17 protein-coding genes are annotated in these 18,106 nt (G+C 54.3%); 7 read left to right on the plus strand and 10 right to left on the minus strand.

The features are described 5' to 3' along the window. Positions 1–56: 56 nt before the first annotated feature. The 6 genes from mhpE to SK38_RS12350 are packed head-to-tail and all read right to left on the minus strand — an operon-like array spanning position 57 to position 6,338. Positions 57–1,070, minus strand: coding sequence for a 4-hydroxy-2-oxovalerate aldolase (mhpE, locus tag SK38_RS12325; RefSeq protein ID WP_032942491.1), 1,014 nt, complete (start codon positions 1,068–1,070; stop codon positions 57–59). Then, positions 1,067–2,017 carry an acetaldehyde dehydrogenase gene (mhpF, locus tag SK38_RS12330; RefSeq protein WP_048235998.1) on the minus strand — a complete coding sequence of 317 codons (951 nt, stop codon included), beginning with the start codon at positions 2,015–2,017 and terminating at the stop codon, positions 1,067–1,069. Before mhpF ends, mhpE begins: the two co-directional genes overlap by 4 nt. Then, positions 2,014–2,823: a 2-keto-4-pentenoate hydratase gene (gene mhpD / locus SK38_RS12335; protein WP_048235999.1), complete on the minus strand. Its 810-nt coding sequence runs from the start codon at positions 2,821–2,823 to the stop codon at positions 2,014–2,016. Before mhpD ends, mhpF begins: the two co-directional genes overlap by 4 nt. 9 nt (positions 2,824–2,832) lie before the next feature. Then, positions 2,833–3,699 carry a 2-hydroxy-6-oxonona-2,4-dienedioate hydrolase gene (gene mhpC / locus SK38_RS12340; protein ID WP_016149676.1) on the minus strand — a complete coding sequence of 289 codons (867 nt, stop codon included), beginning with the start codon at positions 3,697–3,699 and terminating at the stop codon, positions 2,833–2,835. A 28-nt stretch (positions 3,700–3,727) separates the two neighbouring features. Beyond that, a complete protein-coding gene (mhpB, locus tag SK38_RS12345) occupies positions 3,728–4,672 on the minus strand; it encodes a 2,3-dihydroxyphenylpropionate/2,3-dihydroxicinnamic acid 1,2-dioxygenase (protein ID WP_048236000.1) in 945 nt (314 codons plus the stop codon). 1 nt (position 4,673) lies between these two features. Continuing rightward, complete coding sequence (locus tag SK38_RS12350) at positions 4,674–6,338, minus strand: bifunctional 3-(3-hydroxy-phenyl)propionate/3-hydroxycinnamic acid hydroxylase (RefSeq protein WP_048236001.1); 1,665 nt, start codon at positions 6,336–6,338, stop codon at positions 4,674–4,676. Positions 6,339–6,529: 191 nt separating this feature from the next. On the opposite strand from SK38_RS12350, the gene SK38_RS12355 reads away from it, so the two are divergent. After that, the gene (locus tag SK38_RS12355) at positions 6,530–7,342 is read left to right on the plus strand and encodes a DNA-binding transcriptional regulator (protein WP_048226474.1); all 813 of its coding nucleotides are present in this window, start codon (positions 6,530–6,532) and stop codon (positions 7,340–7,342) included. 135 nt (positions 7,343–7,477) lie between these two features. Continuing rightward, a complete protein-coding gene (locus tag SK38_RS12360; RefSeq protein WP_008783873.1) occupies positions 7,478–7,780 on the plus strand; it encodes a putative quinol monooxygenase in 303 nt (100 codons plus the stop codon). Positions 7,781–7,971: 191 nt separating this feature from the next. Here the strand turns inward: SK38_RS12360 and SK38_RS12365 are convergent, their stop codons facing one another. The 3 genes from SK38_RS12365 to SK38_RS12375 form a co-directional block, all read right to left on the minus strand. Then, positions 7,972–8,529 carry a hypothetical protein gene (locus SK38_RS12365; RefSeq protein ID WP_223849069.1) on the minus strand — a complete coding sequence of 186 codons (558 nt, stop codon included), beginning with the start codon at positions 8,527–8,529 and terminating at the stop codon, positions 7,972–7,974. Positions 8,530–8,768: 239 nt separating this feature from the next. Further along, a complete protein-coding gene (locus SK38_RS12370; RefSeq protein ID WP_003830914.1) occupies positions 8,769–9,245 on the minus strand; it encodes a cold-shock protein in 477 nt (158 codons plus the stop codon). A gap of 86 nt (positions 9,246–9,331) precedes the next feature. Next, a complete protein-coding gene (locus SK38_RS12375) occupies positions 9,332–9,577 on the minus strand; it encodes a YmjA family protein (protein WP_003021350.1) in 246 nt (81 codons plus the stop codon). Between the two features lie 381 nt (positions 9,578–9,958). Between SK38_RS12375 and SK38_RS12380 the strand changes: the two genes are divergently transcribed. After that, a complete protein-coding gene (locus SK38_RS12380) occupies positions 9,959–10,735 on the plus strand; it encodes an MBL fold metallo-hydrolase (RefSeq protein ID WP_048236002.1) in 777 nt (258 codons plus the stop codon). Positions 10,736–10,753: 18 nt separating this feature from the next. Next, positions 10,754–11,704, plus strand: coding sequence for a GlxA family transcriptional regulator (locus tag SK38_RS12385; RefSeq protein WP_048236003.1), 951 nt, complete (start codon positions 10,754–10,756; stop codon positions 11,702–11,704). On the opposite strand, the gene SK38_RS12390 is transcribed toward SK38_RS12385, so the two are convergent. Beyond that, on the minus strand, positions 11,701–12,363 hold the full coding sequence (locus tag SK38_RS12390) for a class I SAM-dependent DNA methyltransferase (RefSeq protein ID WP_048236004.1): 663 nt from the start codon (positions 12,361–12,363) through the stop codon (positions 11,701–11,703). The two genes, SK38_RS12385 and SK38_RS12390, sit on opposite strands and share 4 nt — an antisense overlap. Positions 12,364–12,474: 111 nt before the next feature. On the opposite strand from SK38_RS12390, the gene SK38_RS12395 reads away from it, so the two are divergent. The 3 genes from SK38_RS12395 to SK38_RS12405 all read left to right on the plus strand — a co-directional run bounded on the left by SK38_RS12395 (position 12,475) and on the right by SK38_RS12405 (position 18,067). Beyond that, entirely contained in the window at positions 12,475–13,557 is a 1,083-nt protein-coding gene (locus SK38_RS12395; RefSeq protein ID WP_048236005.1) for a LacI family DNA-binding transcriptional regulator, read from the plus strand. A gap of 121 nt (positions 13,558–13,678) precedes the next feature. Next, a complete protein-coding gene (locus SK38_RS12400) occupies positions 13,679–16,765 on the plus strand; it encodes a beta-galactosidase (RefSeq protein WP_048236006.1) in 3,087 nt (1,028 codons plus the stop codon). Between the two features lie 48 nt (positions 16,766–16,813). Further along, positions 16,814–18,067: an MFS transporter gene (locus SK38_RS12405; RefSeq protein ID WP_048236007.1), complete on the plus strand. Its 1,254-nt coding sequence runs from the start codon at positions 16,814–16,816 to the stop codon at positions 18,065–18,067. Positions 18,068–18,106: the final 39 nt, after the last annotated feature.

Here is an 18,106-nt window from a genome sequence, read left to right on the forward strand (position 1 = left end):
GAGGTCACGATGCAGGTGAATCGCGGCTGATACGTTGCCAGCCGCGTAATCATTTTTTATTTGCGGTTGCGCAGGTCCAGCGCTACGTCGACGATCATATCTTCCTGGCCGCCCACCATCCGACGTTTGCCCAGTTCCACCAGAATATCTACTGCGCTCAGGTCATAGCGTGCTGCCGCCACTTCGCAATGACGCAGGAAGCTGGAGTACACCCCGGCATAGCCCAGCGCCAGCGTTTCACGATCCACCCGCACCGGACGGTCTTGTAATGGACGCACTAAATCGTCGGCGGCGTCCATCAGTGCGTAGAGATCGGTGCCGTGCTGCCAACCAAGCTTATCCGCAGCGGCGATAAATACCTCCAATGGCGCGTTGCCCGCGCCTGCGCCCATCCCGGCCAGGCTGGCGTCGATACGGTCACACCCCTCTTCTACCGCGGCAATGGAGTTCGCCACCCCAAGACTCAGGTTGTGATGCGCATGCATTCCGGTTTCTGTTTCCGGCTTCAGCACCGCTTTCAGTGCGCGGAAGCGGGCGCGAATATCGCTCATGTTCATTGCGCCGCCGGAATCGACCACATAAATACAGGTCGCGCCGTAGTTTTCCATCAGCTTCGCCTGCTGCGCCAGGTTCTCCGGTGTGGTCATATGGCTCATCATCAGAAAGCCGACGGTATCCATGCCAAGCTCACGCGCATACTGAATATGCTGGGCCGACACGTCTGCTTCAGTGCAGTGGGTCGCCACGCGCACTACCCGTGCGCCGGCCTGATATGCATTTTTCAGGTCATGAATAGTGCCGATACCCGGCAGCAACAGCGTGGCAATTTTGGCATGCTTCACCACGTCCGCCGCCGCTTCAATCCACTCCAGGTCGCTGTGCGCACCAAAGCCGTAGTTAAAGCTGGAACCTTGTAAACCGTCGCCGTGGGCCACTTCAATAGAATCAACCCGTGCGTCGTCCAGCGCTTTGGCTATCTGGCGCACATTTTCCAGTGAATACTGATGACGAATAGCGTGCATACCGTCGCGCAGGGTCACGTCAGAGATATAAAGTTTTTTACCGTTCATGCTGCTTCTCCTGCCTGACGAGCGAGGGACTGCGCCATCTTCTCAGCGGTCGCCAGCGCGCTGGAGGTCATAATGTCGAGGTTGCCCGCGTAGGCTGGTAAATAGTGCGCCGCGCCTTCCACTTCCAGATACACCGCAGTTTTCAGCCCAGAGAACTGGCCGATACCCGGCAGATTCACCGGTTTATCTTCCGGGATGACTTCAAACTGGACACGCTGTTTCAGGCGATAGCCCGGCACGTAGGCCTGCACCGCCGCCGCCATCTCATTAATCGACGCTTCAACTTCAACCTCAGAGGCCGCTTCGCTCAGCACATACACCGTGTCACGCATCATCAGCGGCGGTTCGGCCGGGTTAAGGACAATAATGGCTTTGCCTTTTGCCGCGCCGCCGACCACTTCAATCGCCTTCGAGGTAGTTTCGGTAAACTCGTCGATATTGGCACGAGTACCCGGCCCCGCCGATTTACTGGCGATCGAGGCGATAATCTCCGCGTAATGGACTTTTGCCACGCGAGAAACTGCCGCCACCATTGGGATGGTTGCCTGTCCGCCGCATGTCACCATATTGACGTTCTGCTGATCAACGTTGGCTGCCAGATTCACCACCGGCACGCAGTAAGGACCGATTGCCGCGGGCGTCAGGTCGATCAGGCGGATGCCTGGTTTAACGGCACGTAGCGCAGCGTCGTTCTTCACATGCGCGCCTGCGCTGGTGGCGTCAAACACAATGTCGATATCAGCGAATTCCGGCATGGCGATAAGCCCTGTCACCCCTTCATGGGTGGTGGAAACGCCCATGCGTCGGGCACGCGCCAGGCCATCAGATTCTGGATCGATACCGACCATCACCGCCATTTCCAGATGCACGCCGTGACGCAGAATTTTTATCATCAAATCGGTACCGATGTTGCCGGAGCCGATAATGGCGACTTTACGCTTACTCATGACTGACTTCCTTTTGTAACCGCCGCTGAAAAGGTGGCGGCGACTGAACCAATACCGTCGATATGGGCTTCAAAACAATCGCCCGCATTCACCGCCGCCATCGGGCCTAACGCTCCGGTGAGAATAATGTCTCCGGCACGCAGCGGCTCGCCGAGGCTGGCCATTTTGCGCGCCAGCCAGACGGCGGCGTTGATCGGATGTCCCAGGCATTCGCTGCCGCGCCCGCTGGAGACCTCTTCGTTGTTGCGCGTCATTTTCATCGCGCAGTTTTTCAGATCTAATCCTGCCGGACGCTGTGCCGGACCGCCGACCACATACACGCCACAGGAGGCGTTATCCGCCACGGTATCAACAAATTTGATCGACCAGTCGCGGATACGGCTGCCGACCACTTCCAGCGCGGGAAGTACCCACTCTATGGCGTTGTAAAGCTCGTCAAAAGTGGTGTCGGTATTGGGCAGATCGCGGTTCAGCACCAGCGCAATTTCGGCTTCAATACGCGGTTGCAGCACACGGGAAAACGGGATGGTTTCGTTATCGCCATAACACATATCAGCAAACAGCGTACCGAAGTCCGGTTGATCGACACCCAGCTGTTGCTGCACTTTCGGGTGCGTCAGCCCCACTTTGCGCCCGACCACGCGACGCCCGCGCGCCACGTCGTACTGCACGTTGATGCGCTGAATGGCGTAGGCCGCTTCGGCGTTATCCACACCAATCAATTCACGCAGTGGGGCGATGGCTTCCCCTTTTTCTTCAGCCTGACGTAAATCGGCGGCTAGCTGCTCAAGATTACGATTCGTCATGTCCGTTCCTTAAGGGCGTGCGAGGAAGTTCAGCACCAGTTGGTTAAAGGCATCCGCATGTTCCCACTGCGCCCAGTGCCCGCAGTCGCGGTAGATATGCAGCTCAGAACCGGCAATTCCGGAGAGCAGGCGCAGACCGGCATCCATCGGTACAAAGCGGTCATTGCGTCCCCAGACAATCAGAGTCTGAGCTTTGATTTCACCCAGACGCGGGCTGAAATCCGGGAACTGTTTCGGGTTGGCCTCCAGGCTCTGGACAAAGTTTTCCAGGTGATCGCGACGCGACAGCATGTTATTCAGGCGCGCCTCAAACAACGCCTCGGTCAGGTCGCTGGTGTCGAAGACAAAGATCTCCATCATCAGCTTCAGATTCTCGATGGTCGGCTCGCGATACAGCTGATTCAGGCGCTTGATACCTTCGGTCGGCATCGGGGTAAACAGGCTCATGCCGCCCGTTCCGCCACCCATTAGCACCAGTTTGCCCACGCGCTCCGGCCAGCTCAGGGTAAACGCCACAGCACTGTGACCGCCCATCGAGTTACCCAGCAGGTGGACTGTTTGAATATCCAACTGATCGACCACGCTTTTCAGGATGCGGGCGTTGAGATCGGATCGCGAACCGCGGTTAACGATCCCATCGCTTTTGCCCCAGCCAGGACAATCCAACAGGATCACCCGGTATCCGGCCTGTACCAGCGGATCGATATTGCGGCTGAAGTTTGCCCAGCCCGTCGCGCCAGGACCGGATCCGTGCAGCAGCACGACGGTCTCTTCGCCCTGCCCACAGTCATTGAAATGCACGCGTAGGGTTTCGCCTGCTTCCTGCACCTCCAGAAAACGACTGGTAGCGGCTTCGGTTTGCGGTTGGTAAGTCATGATGTTCTCCTGCATATTCAGTTCTGTTTTAGTTCTGCGTAGTGGCGCTCAGGGAGCCGAATCCGGCGATCCACTCCGGGATCGGGCGGTAATAACGGCCTTCGCTGCGCCAGTTGCCAAAGGCAGAAATGGCGGCAAAGGCGGCAACCCAGGTTTTAACTTCGTGCGTTGATTTGCCCGCCATCGCGGACAGCTCTTCGTTACTGACCGCATCCAACTCCTGCAAACGCCCCTGCTCAAGCAGGGTCATAAAACGGTTATCCCAGACAGGGTTAAGCGGGTGTAGCGTGTTTTGATCGACCACAAACTTCTCGGCGGCGCTGATCACCCGCTGCTGGCGTAGCTCGCGCTCGTTTTCAGGTAACTGTTTGCCGCTGCCGAGCAGGCGGTCACGCATATGGGCATCGGCCTTCGCCAGCTCCGGTACCGGCGGCTGGTGCGATAGCCCGCCGGAGCCTAAAAACAGCACGCGCTTATTCAGCGAGCTGGCGAAACGGCCAATCGCTTCACCGAGCATGCGGGTACGCTGAAAGCCCGGCAGCGGCGTGGCGACGCCGTTAATAAACACTGGCAGCACCGGCACCTTATCCAGGCCGCCGAGCAAAAACTCCAGCGGCTGCGCGAAGCCATGATCGACCTGCATGTTGTAGGACACGGCGAGATCGATACCGCTTTTCATTACCGCGTGGGCGCAGGCTTCAGCCAGATCTGTCGGCACCGGTAATTCCCCCGCCGCGCTACCAAAATCGCCGATCGCCGTAGCTCCAACGCCTAAACAGAACGGCGGCATCACGTCGTAGAAAAATCCGTTGTAGTGATCGGGGGCAAACAGCACGACCAGTTCAGGTTCGAACGCCGCAATACGTGCCCGAGCGCTGGCGATCACGCCGTTAACCTCGTCGAGCACAGCCTGTGCCGGGTCGACATAGCCCACCAGCGGCGAGTGGGAAAGACAGTGAAGATAAGCGTGCATATCAGGCAACCTTTTCAACAGGAATGTCGGCAGTAGCGTGAGTGAGCGTCATCACCGACGCCAGTTTATTCAGGGTGCTGCCCAGGGTTTGCGGAATGGCGATGGCGGCCACGAAGCGGTCCGGGCGCATGACTACCAGCGCGGCGTTGTGCTGGGCAAACCACGCGCGCAGGCGGTTTTGCGTATCGCCTATGCGGGTAACGCCGTCGTGGTTATCCTGATCGGTATGTATCTGCGTATCCGGCACGACCTGGATAAAACGCGTCCCCAGCGCCTGCCACTGTTGGATCTGCGCCTCGCTCATGCCCCATAGTGGGTTACAGCCCCAGCCAATCACCGCGAAATTCGGTCCGATGACGTTGTCGAGCAACGTCACTTCGCCCGATTCCAGCGTCACCTTCGGCTGGATAAACATCTTGCCGACCGGTGAAGTTTTCGCGTCGCCTTCACGCACCAGCGCCCCGGCGTGGTACTGCGGCATCGGCTTAAACCGCATTTCAAGGAAGTAACGTTTGACCGGCGGAATATAGTTCAACAGCCAGGAAACCCCATCGCGTACCGCGCCGTGCCAGCGTTTGGGCGGCGCAAGTACGTTGCCAGCGGTCACGGAGAGGTCGATCATCGCTTTGGCGTGGTCGCGGCGTTCCTGCTGGTAGGTATCCAACAGCGCATCGTCGGCTTTACCGTTAATCACCAGCGCCAGTTTCCATGCCAGGTTGAAAGCATCGCGCATGCCGCTGTTGTATCCCTGACCCTGCCAGACCGGCATAATGTGCGCCGCATCGCCCGCCAGCAGCACGCGGTCAATACGAAAACGTTCGGCCAGACGAGCATTATGGGTATACACGCGCTGGCGGATCAGCTCGACGTTGTCCGGGTTCGGCAGCACTTTGCTCAGTAACTGGCGCATATTCTGCGGCTCGCTAAGCTGCGCTTCGGTTTCCCCCGGCATAACCATAAACTCAAAACGGCGCACCGCGTGCGGCAGCGCGGCAGAGACATACGGGCGCACCGGATCGCAGCACAAATACACATGCGGCGTGCTGAGCGGATCGTTGGCGATATCCACCACAATCCACTGATTCGGCGCGGTTTTACCTTCAAACGGCACGTTCAGAGAACGTCTGACGTTGCTGCCGCCGCCGTCGCAGGCCACCAGCCACTGAGCCTTCACCGTTTCACGTTGACCGTCTGGCGCTTTCAGATTTAGCGTCACTTCGCCGTTTTGTTGGCTGAAGGCCTCCAGCTCGCGGGAGAACAGGCAGCGCACGTTGGGAAAACGCGACAACCCTTCCAACATCACCGCGTCCACCTGCGGCTGAATAAAAGCATTGCGGCGCGACCAGCCAAATTCGTCGGTCATCGGCTGGATATCAGCAAAACAGCGGCCTTTCGGGGTGAGAAAGCGCATTGCGTGCCACGGTGTGGTGTGCGGCAAAACGTTCTCGACCAGCCCCACAGACTGCATAGTGCGCAGCGCTTCATCGTCAATGCCGATGGCGCGAGGATAGTCGATCAGCGTGTCGAGCTTCTCCACTACCAACACCTCAATGCCCATCTGCCCAAGATAGTTGGCCATCATCAGCCCTACCGGACCAGCACCGGCAATCGCCACCTGCGCGGTATGCTGCACAGCGGGTTGGATATCCGGGTTTTTTGTTGTCATTTCAGAACCTCACGACTCGGACAAAACGCAATTGCGGACCCTGGTGAGGCGCAATTTGTTTTGTTAAAAATATGTGAATAATTTTTTGTTGTGCGGTCAGTATAGAAGCGAGTTTTTGCGCTACAATCAAAACATGCCAGGATGTGCACTAAGTGCACAACGTTGTTTTACCTGTAGATTTGTCAATGAATATGAAAAATGACGAGAGCACTGAGTACAAAACCGTACGCGGATTAACGCGCGGATTAATGTTATTAAATATGTTAAACCGGCTCGATGGTGGGGCCAGTGTTGGCTTGCTTGCTGAGTTAAGCGGCCTGCATCGCACCACGGTCAGACGGCTGCTGGAAACCCTGCAGGATGAGGGTTACGTCCGGCGCAGCCTGTCCGATGACAGCTTTCGCTTAACCATTAAAGTCCGCCAGCTCAGCGAGGGGTTTCGTGACGAGCAGTGGATTTCTGCACTCGCCGCCCCGCTGCTGGGGGATTTGCTGCGCGAGGTCATCTGGCCGACCGACGTTTCCACGCTGGATGTGGACGCGATGGTGGTACGTGAAACCACCCACCGTTTCAGCCGTCTGTCGTTTCACCGGGCGATGGTAGGGCGTCGTTTGCCACTGCTGAAAACCGCATCCGGCCTGACCTGGCTGGCATTTTGCCCGGAGAATGAACGGCAGGAACTGATTGAAATGCTTGCCTCCCGATCGGGAGAAGAGTTCCAGCTTGCGCGCGAGCCGCTGAAGCTCAATGCCATTTTGACCCGCGCGCGAAAAGACGGTTTTGGGCAGAACTTTCGCGGTTGGGATCAGGAGGAGAAAATCGCTTCTATCGCCGTCCCCATCCGCAGCGAACAGCGGGTGATCGGCTGCCTGAATTTGGTGTATATGGCCAGCGCCATGACCATCGAACAGGCCGCGGAAAAGCATCTTCCGGCCTTACAAAAGGTGGCGAAACAGATAGAGGACGGCGTCGAATCGCAGGAGATTTTGGTTGCCGGGAGGTGAGATGGATCACAGTTATGCGGATCATCTGATTGATAGCTGGCATAACTCACTATCCGGCCGATAAAACTCTGTGACCTCTTGCCCAAAAAATATCTTCATTACATAGTGTGCATTCGTTTTCTGCCAGGAGGCTGCATGTTAAAGGTCATTGCTGAGGATTTCATCAAACCTGAGTATATTGAAACTGTTCTCCCGTTGTATCGTGAGCTAATAGCGGCAACGAAGAAAGAACCGCACTGCATTGCTTACGACCTCTATATTGATGAAAAAGATCCGGGGCATTTTATTTTTATCGAAGAATGGCCAAACCACGCGGCTCTCGATGAACATTGTGCCAGCGAGCATTTCCAGCGACTTGTACCATTAATCGATCAATACACGCGCCAGGAAGCACGTTACATACTGATGGATGACGTGGTAAATCCGGCAGTCTCGTGATAATGAAGAAAGTAGTTGGAATACTGTTAATTATGTTTTTGGCAGAATGCTCAACACCAGGAAAGACAGTCTTTTACTTCCCTGGTCGCTGAGGGCTTAAAGCCTCTTCAAAAGAGGCTTTAAGCTTTGCAACAATGCATCCCACGGATTACAAAACGGAATCATCACTGTTCCAGATATTAAGCGCATTTTTACGAGGCCATTTTCATCGCGGCACCAATAACTGCCATACACATACTGCTCGCAAGTAAAACAATAAACCAATATATATAATTATTAAACTTTGTAAATAACCAGATAAATCTAAGCAATGACAATGCAGCAATAGAAATAGAAGACACAAACATTGTAAATATATAAATACCAGAAATTATCCATCCTGCTTCTTCGTAAATACTCTTCATTGTAAAAATAAGGATAGATAAGTAAAATGCTGATAAAGCAAGCCCGCTCAGAAAATCATAATAATCGATGTATGTGATGTTTTTATCTTTCTGCGGAAGAGCTATAAACTTTTCAAGTTTCTCATTGTCTACTCGTGACAAAAACCGATTAATTAGCGGAGTAAACATCACTAAAATCATCACCAAATGAATGAATAGTAAAGAAAGTTTAATTCTGTCATCAACCGATTCATTCTGTGGCCAGATAGATATTATTTCATAATCCATTTTTGCAAGGAGAAAAAAGCAAATGGCCGATGGTATATATTCAGAAGATATAGCTTTCCATATTTTTTTAAAAATCACTTATATTACCCCATTAGTTATACCGGTGAATCACTATTAGTTAACCGCGCTACTAATCTGCAAATAGTTGGCGATCATATTTATTTAATACGGATAATATATACCTATTCAGAAACGGATTGCTACCTACTAATTTTATCACTACATACCTGAATCACGTAAATTACACATATCAAAAAAAAACCGAAACCCGCTCCTGAAAAGAGCAGCGTTCCGGTTTTTATTCAGTCTGAAGGGTTTCAGACTTTAAGCAGTTTCACCGTCGCGTCGATGTCAATTTCATCTTCCGAGAAGATCAGCGTCGTGCCCTGGAAGGTAGTGATGGCCAGCTTTTTCAGCGTGCGCATTTCACCAGGCTTGACGTCTGATTTCGGTCGGATGCTGTTCATCAGCACGCCGACAGACAGCACAGCATTTTCTTTGTCGATACGGGTCTCTACAGGGACTTCTTCGCTGTAGACCAGGAATGACTTGATCGAGGTGAGCTTCAGACGCTCGCCTGCAATATAGATGTACTTGCTGTCTGGTATGACTTTTACCGCGTAGGCAGACAAGCCTTTGTTGTTGGTGGTGGGCTCAAAAGTCACCGCCGCGTCTTTCTTGATCAGCTCAGGATTAGCAACCTTAATCACATGAAAATAGCGGTTGTCGCCGTTTTCATCTTTGATAAATCCAAAGCCTTTATCTTTAAACCACGTTGTGATTGTTCCGTTCATTGCTGTTTCCGCCTGATTAAACCTATTACTTGTAGAGTATACCTACTCAATTTGCGCGCAGTGTAAAACACAGGCCATGTCTTTGGCTACTCGTTACCCCAACGATTGAGGAACTCCGCAATATCATCGATACGCTGAGCGTCGACACCTGCCACGGTAGCCATCTCCTGCTGCGCTTCTTCGCTGATCTCTTCGTTGTTCATCAAACGAGTGATCAGCTGCTGGAAGTAGTGCGCCAGCGCGTCACGTTCTGTGTCGCTCACCGGCTTTGCGGCCTCGGTCGCGTACTCGTCGGCGATATCATAATATTTTAGCGGAATGTCGTTGTTCATCAGTTGCTCCGGGGTAAATGCGTGTGCCAGCAGTTGCCTGCCGCGTCTGGTGTGAATGATAGCATTCTTATTTCATGGTTCGCGATCTGTTTTATTGGTCACTATGCATTACATATATCAATAATGTTTTCCGGCACCACTTCGCATTTAATAAACCTTCCGTATTTAAATAACAGCATTCTTATTCAGTTCGATATAATGGCTACTTATTAAATAACGAGCCACCAAGGAAATATTAAATTACTTTAATTCTAATTACATTATCGACATCTGTAATCCGCAGTTGGCCCAATCCCATCGCTAGTCGCCCATTTGCCCACATTCATCTTCTGGACAACACTCTACGATGACACCACTGACCTAACACGTGGAGCAAACACCATGAACATCACGCAAATCCGTAACGCTACGCAGCACATCACTTTTGGTGGCAAAACCTTTCTGATCGACCCTATGCTGGCGGCAAAAGGTACTTATCCGGGCTTTGCCGGTACGGCACGCGCCGAGATCCGCAACCCGACCGTTGATCTGCCTGTCGATATCGACACCCTGCTCAACGTTGATGCGCTGATCGTGACCCATCTGCATGAAGACCACTGGGATGAAGCCGCGGCTCGTGTCGTACCGAAAGACAAACCGATTTATGTGCAAAACGATCGCGATGCGCAGGTACTGCGGGAACAAGGTTTCACGCAACTGACCGTACTGACGCAAAACACTGCGCTTGGTGATATCACCCTGCGTAAAACCGGCGGCCAGCACGGTTCGGATCGCGCTTACGCCATCCCGCAAATGGCTGAGCGTCTGGGTGATGCCTGCGGAGTTATCTTCCAGCATCCGGCGGAAAAAACGCTGTATCTGGTCGGGGACACCATCTGGCGCGACGAGGTGGAAACCAACATGCGGACTTTCCAGCCAGGCGTGGTCATTCTGAACGCAGGCTTTGCTCACGTTATCGGGTTTGGCCCAATTATCATGGGCGCGGAAGATGTGCTAAAAACCCACTTCACGCTGCCCGAAGCACAAATTGTGGCGACCCACATGGGGGCGATTAACCACTGTCTGCTGACCCGCGCGGCCTTGAAAGAGTACGCCTGCGACAACCAGATTGCGCAATTCGTTAACGTGCCGGAAGATGGCGAAACCCTGACGTTTTAAACTCCACAGAGGACTCGTATGCAACCGCTTAACGTCGCCATTGTTGCCGTGGAAGATTTCAGCCCGTTTCACTTCTCGGTGCCGTGCATTATTTTCAGTGACAAAGTGGCGACGAAAAAGCGTTTTGAGGTGCAACTGTGTGCAGAACAGCCGGGCATCGTTTCCTCGCAGGATGGCTTCTCCATTAACGCAGCCTACGGCTATGAAGCGGTGGAGGCCGCCGACATTGTGGTGATCCCCTGGTGGGGTACCACGGCACATCGGCCACCACAAAGCCTGCTTGATGCGCTCAATCGTGCGCGACAAAACGGCGCGCAGATTGTTGGGTTATGCCTGGGTGCGTTTGTCCTCGGCTACGCCGGTCTGCTGGATAGCAAACGGGCGGCTACGCACTGGGAGTTCGAGCAGGATTTTCAGGCCCGCTTTCCGGCAGCTCATCTGGATATCAACGCGCTGTACGTGGATGACGACGGTATTATTACCTCGGCAGGCACCGCCGCCGCGCTGGATTGCTGCCTGTACGTCATCCGCCAACGTTTTGGCAGCACGGTGGCGAATCAGATTGCCCGACGGATGATTGTGCCGCCACATCGCGAGGGCGGCCAGGCACAGTTTATCGAGCAACCGGTGGCGAAAAATACCAAAGATCAGCGCATCAACGTCCTGCTCGACTATTTGCGCCAGCATCTCCATGAATCACATAATCTTGACGAGCTGGCGCAACGGGTGATGATGAGCCGTCGCACCCTCACCCGTCATTTTATGAAGGCCACAGGGTCAAGCGTGGCCGAATGGTTGATTGCCGAGCGCCTGCGCCGTAGCCAGACGTTGCTGGAGTCCAGCCAGTTACCCGTTGAACGCATCGCCGAACAGGTTGGTTTTCAGTCGCCCGTCACCTGGCGCCAGCATTTTAAATCCCACTTTGGCGTTAGCCCGGCTGAATGGCGTAAAACCTTTCGCGGCGATTAGCCTCTTTTTTGCGCCAGCCAGATGGTGTGCCCGGTGCAGTGCGGATCTTCCATCACCATCTCGACCACCGCAAAACCGTGTGCTGACAGCAGTGCGCGGTATTCATCCGGCGCGAGGCTGGCGTGAAACAGCGGCTCACCTTCAAATTGCCCCATCGCGATGCCGTTGTCCGTACCGCTGGTAAACATCAGCGCGCTGTCGGGATGGCTGAGGCGGTCAAAAATCGGGAACATCTTTTGCTGGTCCTGCTGAGTTAAATGGAAAAAGCTGTCCCAGGCGATCAGACCATCGAAAGTCTCATTGAGTGCCAACTCGCGCATATCCTGTTCCAGCCAGCGCTGTGCGGGAAAAGTGTTTCGGGCCCGCGCCAGCATCGCCGGGGAACCATCAACGCCGGTAAGCTGAAAACCTTGCTGGATAAAATAACCGGCGATCGGCTGACCGTTGCCGCAGCCAATATCCACAATGCTGCCCTGCCCGCCCATCACGGAAATAAATTTATCGAGCCAGCTTTTCTCGAACAAGGTGCGCGAGCGCTGGCTGGCAAAAGCATCCGCATGGCGTCGGTAGATGGACAGAATATTTTTTGCCGCAGATTCGCTCACAATGTCCTCGCTTTTTTCTTCTGTTAGGTATAACGACGATAAATCCTTCAGCACACTATCCTCAAACCCTGGAATGCGCCTCGCAGAACCCATGCGCAAATACCCCAAAACCGTCCCGCTGTGGCATCATAGCGCACAGATAACGTCATGACAGGGGTGATAAACGTGAAACCGGTAACGCTATACGATGTGGCAGACCATGCAGGTGTCTCTTACCAGACCGTCTCTCGCGTCGTGAACCAGGCCAGCCACGTTTCCGCAAAAACCCGACAGAAAGTTGAGGCCGCGATGGCGGAACTCAATTACATTCCTAACCGCGTTGCACAGCAGTTGGCTGGCAAACAGACGCCACTGATTGGCGTTGTGACGGCAAACCTTGCCCTGCATGCCCCCTCACAAATCGTTGCTGCCATAAAATCCCGCGCCGACCAGTCCGGTGCCAGCGTGGTGATCGCCATGGTCGAGCGCAGCGGCGTTGAGTCCTGTAAAGCCGCGGTCCACCATCTGCTTTCTCAACGCGTAACCGGGCTTATCATCAACTATCCGCTGGATGAAGAAGATGCCATTGCCGTGGCCGCTGCCTGCGGTACGGTGCCGGTGTTGTTTCTCGATGTCTCTGACCTGACGCCAATTAACAGCGTGATTTTCTCTCATGACGACGGCGCGCGCCTTGGCGTTGAACATCTGGTGCAGCACGGACATCAACGGATCGCCCTGCTGAGCGGGCCGCACACTTCCGTTTCGGCAAGGCTTCGGCATGCGGGCTGGCACAAGTATCTGGCACATTACCAGCTACAACCCGTTGTGGAGCTGGAAGGCGACTGGAGCGCGATGTCTGGTTTTCAGCAAACGATGCACATGCTGAATAACGGTAACCTCCCTACCGCCATGCTGGTCGCTAACGATCAAATGGCGCTGGGCGCGATGCGGGCAATCAGCGAGTTCGGTCTGCGGGTTGCAGTGGATATATCGGTAATTGGCTACGATGACACCGAAGACAGCGCCTGTTACATCCCACCGCTGACCACCATCAGGCAGGATTTTCCGTTGCTGGGTGAAACCAGCGTCGACAGGCTATTGCAACTCCCCCGTGGCGGCTCCAGCGTGGGTAACCAACTGCTTCCCGTCACCCTGGTCAAGCGCAAAACGGTTCTGCCTCCCGATACACAAACCACCACTCCCCAGGCGCTGGCTGATTCACTGATCCAGCTGGCGCGGCAAGTTTCTCAGCTCACACCCAAATTGTGAACGCATAACAATTGTGTGAGTCAGTTCACTTATTGAACGCCCCATCCTTTACAGCAAGGAGCGCTTGTTCGTATTTTGATTGAAATTGTGAGCGAGTAACAAATTCAAACAGGATACCGTTATGAACCTGAACACAGATTCACTCTCCGCTGTTCTGGCCCGCCGCGACTGGGAGAATCCCGGCGTCACGCAGCTCAACCGGCTGGAAGCACATCCGCCGTTCTGTAGCTGGCGCTCAGCGGATGATGCACGTACCAATCAGCGTTCGAGTCAGTTACGCTCGCTGAATGGCCAGTGGCAATTTGCCTGGTTTGCCGCGCCGGAGGCTGTCCCAGAAAGCTGGCTGACAAGCGATCTGCCACAGGCAGACATCATCAACGTGCCCTCTAACTGGCAGATGGCCGGTTATGATGCGCCAATTTATACCAACGTCACCTACCCAATCCCGGTGAATCCTCCGTACGTTCCGGCACAGAACCCGACAGGATGTTACTCGCTCACATTTAATGTTGAAGACGCGTGGTTAGAGGAAGGTCAGACGCGCATTATTTTTGACGGCGTGAACTCCGCGTTTCATCTGTGGTGCAACGGTCGCTGGGTCGGCTACGGTCAGGATAGCCGTCTGCCGTCTGAGTTTGATCTTAGCGATTATCTGCTGCGCGGCGAAAACCGTCTGGCTGTGATGGTGCTGCGCTGGAGCGACGGCAGCTATCTGGAAGACCAGGACATGTGGCGCATGAGCGGCATTTTTCGCGATGTCTCCCTGCTGCATAAGCCCACTACGCAAATCCGCGACCTGCGCATTAATACCCGTTTTAATGACGACTTCAGCCGCGCCACGCTGGAAGCGGAAGTCAGAGTGGGTGGCAACGAGAACGAAGATTTACGCGTCACCCTGCAATTGTGGGAAAGTGAAACGCTCACCCACGAAACGACCTCACCGCTCGGCAGCGAGATCATTGATGAACGCGGCGCTTATCATGACCGGGTGACTCTGCGTCTGAACGTCGAAAAACCGGCGCTATGGAGTGCCGAAACGCCCAATCTGTATCGCGCCGTTGTGCAGTTACACACCGCAGGCGGAGTACTGATTGAAGCGGAAGCCTGTGACGTTGGTTTTCGTCAGATTTGTATCGAAAACGGCCTGTTGCTGTTAAACGGCAAGCCGCTGTTGATTCGCGGTACCAACCGCCATGAGCACCATCCGGTCAACGGCCAGGTGATGGATGAGGCGACGATGGTGCAGGACATCATCCTGATGAAGCAGAATAACTTCAACGCCGTGCGCTGTTCCCATTACCCGAACCATCCGCTGTGGTACACCCTGTGCGATCGTTACGGCCTGTATGTGGTCGACGAAGCCAACATTGAAACCCACGGCATGGTGCCGATGAATCGCCTCACCGACGATCCCGCATGGTTGCCTGCCATGAGCCAGCGCGTCACGCGCATGGTGCAGCGCGATCGCAACCACCCGAGCATTATTATCTGGTCACTGGGCAATGAATCCGGCCATGGCGTCAATCACGACGCGCTCTACCGCTGGATAAAATCAGAAGACCCGTCACGTCCGGTGCAGTACGAGGGCGGTGGAGCTGATACTGCCGCCACCGACATTATTTGCCCGATGTACGCCCGCGTCGATCAGGATCAGCCCTTCCCCGCAGTACCCAAATGGTCGATTAAAAAGTGGCTGTCGATGCCCGGCGAACAGCGTCCGCTGATCCTTTGTGAATACGCCCACGCTATGGGCAACAGCTTTGGCGGCTTCGCCAAATACTGGCAAGCGTTCCGTCAGTATCCGCGCCTGCAGGGCGGATTTGTCTGGGACTGGGTGGATCAGTCGCTGACCAAATATGATGAGAACGGCAAAGCATGGTCAGCCTACGGTGGCGATTTTGGCGACACGCCTAACGATCGTCAGTTTTGCATGAACGGGCTGGTGTTCGCCGATCGCACTCCGCATCCGGCGTTATATGAGGCCAAGCATGAACAGCAGTTTTTCCAGTTCACGTTACTGCCGGGCGCTGAACGCCAGATTGAAGTGACCAGCGAATATCTGTTCCGCCGCAGCGATAACGAAGTTCTGCACTGGTCGATTGCCCTTGACGGCAACCCGCTGGCCGCCGGAGAAATCATTCTGGATATCGCCCCACAGGGTCGCCAGGTGATTACCCTGCCGAACGTTCCGATGCCGGACACCGCAGGCGAACTGTGGTTGACGGTGCGCGTAGAGCAGCCTCAGGCGACCGCATGGTCAGAAGCCGGGCATATCAGCGCCTGGCAACAGTGGAAGCTGGAAGAGAAGCTCAGCCTGGTACGTCCATCACGCGTCAGCAGCGCACCACAGCTGGATGTTAGTGAGAGCAATTTTACCGTGGTGGCCAACAACACACGCTGGCAATTCGATCGTCATTCCGGCCTGCTAACACAATACTGGATTAGCGATGAAGCCCAGTTGGTAAGCCCGCTTACTGACCAGTTCACCCGCGCGCCGCTGGACAACGACATCGGTGTGAGCGAGTCAACCCGCATCGACCCTAATGCCTGGGTTGAACGCTGGAAGGCCGCCGGTCACTATCAGGCTGAAGCAACGTTACTGCACTGTGCTGCCGATACGCTGAGCAATGCGGTACTGATCACCACCGAACATGCGTGGCAGTATCAGGGCGAAACGCTGTTCGTCAGCCGAAAAAGCTACCGTATTGACGGCAATGGTGAATTGCAGGTAACGGTGGATGTCGACGTTGCCAGCAGTACGCCACATCCGGCCCGCATCGGCCTGAGATGCCAGCTGGCGCAGGTTGCGGAGCGAGTGAACTGGTTAGGTCTCGGCCCGCATGAGAACTACCCGGACCGTCTGGGCGCCGCCTGTTTCGATCGCTGGGATCTGTCGCTTGATGAGATGTACACCCCGTATGTTTTCCCGAGCGAAAACGGTCTGCGCTGCGGTACGCGCGAACTGTACTACGGTGCGCACCAGTGGCGCGGAGACTTCCTGTTCAACATCAGCCGCTTTAGCCAGCAGCAACTGATGGAAACCAGCCACCGCCATCTGCTGCAACCTGAGGCGGGCACCTGGCTCAATATTGATGGCTTCCATATGGGCGTCGGCGGCGATGATTCGTGGAGTCCTTCCGTATCGCCGGAATTCCAGCTGAGCGCCGGACGCTACCACTTCCAGTTCGTCTGGGGCCAAAAAAAATAATATAAGCAGGGCAGGTTGATACCTGCCCGCATTTATAGGAAGTCTGTTATGTATTATTTAAAAAACACTAACTTTTGGATGTTCGGCTTTTTCTTCTTCTTTTACTTTTTTATTATGGGTGCGTATTTCCCCTTCTTCCCTATCTGGTTACACGATGTAAACCATATCAGCAAAGGCGATACCGGCATCATCTTCGCCTGCATCTCACTGTTTTCTTTGTTATTCCAGCCAATTTTCGGGCTACTGTCCGATAAGCTCGGCCTGCGTAAACATCTGCTGTGGGTAATTACCGGCATGCTGGTAATGTTTGCCCCGTTTTTTATTTACGTATTTGGCCCATTATTGCAGGTTAATATTTTACTGGGTTCAATTGTCGGCGGGATTTACCTTGGCTTTATTTACAATGCCGGTGCCCCAGCGATTGAAGCCTATATTGAAAAAGCCAGCCGCAGAAGCAACTTTGAATTTGGTCGCGCGCGCATGTTTGGCTGCGTGGGCTGGGCGCTGTGCGCCTCGATTGCCGGAATTATGTTCACCATCAATAACCAATTCGTCTTCTGGTTAGGCTCTGGCTGTGCGGTCATTCTGGCATTGCTGCTGTTATTTTCAAAAACAGATGCCCCCTCTTCTGCAAAAGTCGCGGATGCGGTAGGCGCCAATAACTCGGCATTCAGCCTGAAGCTGGCGCTGGAGTTATTTAAACAGCCGAAACTTTGGTTCCTCTCCCTGTATGTGGTCGGCGTTTCCTGTACTTACGATGTGTTTGACCAGCAGTTCGCCAACTTCTTTACCTCATTCTTTGCCACCGGCGAACAGGGTACCCGCGTGTTTGGCTACGTCACGACGATGGGAGAATTACTCAACGCCTCGATCATGTTCTTTGCACCGCTGATTGTGAACCGAATTGGCGGAAAGAACGCCCTGCTGCTGGCCGGTACGATTATGTCGGTAAGGATTATTGGCTCGTCATTCGCCACCACTGCACTGGAGGTCGTTATTCTCAAAACGCTGCATATGTTTGAGATACCGTTCCTGATCGTCTGCTGCTTCAAATACATCACCAGCCAGTTCGAAGTACGTTTCTCGGCCACGATTTATCTGGTGTGTTTCTGTTTCTTCAAACAGTTAGCCATGATTTTCATGTCAGTTCTGGCCGGGAAAATGTATGAGAGTATTGGTTTCCAGGGAGCTTATCTGGTGCTGGGGATTATTGCGCTGAGCTTCACGCTGATTTCCGTATTTACCCTTAGCGGTCCGGGGCCCTTTTCCCTGCGGCGTCGTCGCGAAAGCGTCGCGCTGTAAAAGCCTCTTTGCCGGATGCACCACTCGCGTGGTTTATCC

This window comes from Citrobacter sp. MGH110 (assembly GCF_001037515.1).
Taxonomy (GTDB): domain Bacteria; phylum Pseudomonadota; class Gammaproteobacteria; order Enterobacterales; family Enterobacteriaceae; genus Citrobacter; species Citrobacter portucalensis.

What these genes read in the sequence shown, in the direction of transcription:
- SK38_RS12400 (WP_048236006.1), top strand. Translation starts at nt 13,679, where the DNA reads ATGAACCTGAACACAGATTCACTCTCCGCTGTTCTGGCCCGCCGCGAC.
- mhpD (WP_048235999.1), bottom strand. Translation starts at nt 2,823, where the DNA reads ATGACGAATCGTAATCTTGAGCAGCTAGCCGCCGATTTACGTCAGGCT.
- SK38_RS12405 (WP_048236007.1), top strand. Translation starts at nt 16,814, where the DNA reads ATGTATTATTTAAAAAACACTAACTTTTGGATGTTCGGCTTTTTCTTC.
- SK38_RS12360 (WP_008783873.1), top strand. Translation starts at nt 7,478, where the DNA reads ATGTTAAAGGTCATTGCTGAGGATTTCATCAAACCTGAGTATATTGAA.
- mhpC (WP_016149676.1), bottom strand. Translation starts at nt 3,699, where the DNA reads ATGACTTACCAACCGCAAACCGAAGCCGCTACCAGTCGTTTTCTGGAG.
- SK38_RS12380 (WP_048236002.1), top strand. Translation starts at nt 9,959, where the DNA reads ATGAACATCACGCAAATCCGTAACGCTACGCAGCACATCACTTTTGGT.
- SK38_RS12385 (WP_048236003.1), top strand. Translation starts at nt 10,754, where the DNA reads ATGCAACCGCTTAACGTCGCCATTGTTGCCGTGGAAGATTTCAGCCCG.
- SK38_RS12350 (WP_048236001.1), bottom strand. Translation starts at nt 6,338, where the DNA reads ATGACAACAAAAAACCCGGATATCCAACCCGCTGTGCAGCATACCGCG.
- SK38_RS12370 (WP_003830914.1), bottom strand. Translation starts at nt 9,245, where the DNA reads ATGAACGGAACAATCACAACGTGGTTTAAAGATAAAGGCTTTGGATTT.
- SK38_RS12355 (WP_048226474.1), top strand. Translation starts at nt 6,530, where the DNA reads ATGAAAAATGACGAGAGCACTGAGTACAAAACCGTACGCGGATTAACG.
- SK38_RS12375 (WP_003021350.1), bottom strand. Translation starts at nt 9,577, where the DNA reads ATGAACAACGACATTCCGCTAAAATATTATGATATCGCCGACGAGTAC.
- mhpE (WP_032942491.1), bottom strand. Translation starts at nt 1,070, where the DNA reads ATGAACGGTAAAAAACTTTATATCTCTGACGTGACCCTGCGCGACGGT.
- mhpB (WP_048236000.1), bottom strand. Translation starts at nt 4,672, where the DNA reads ATGCACGCTTATCTTCACTGTCTTTCCCACTCGCCGCTGGTGGGCTAT.
- mhpF (WP_048235998.1), bottom strand. Translation starts at nt 2,017, where the DNA reads ATGAGTAAGCGTAAAGTCGCCATTATCGGCTCCGGCAACATCGGTACC.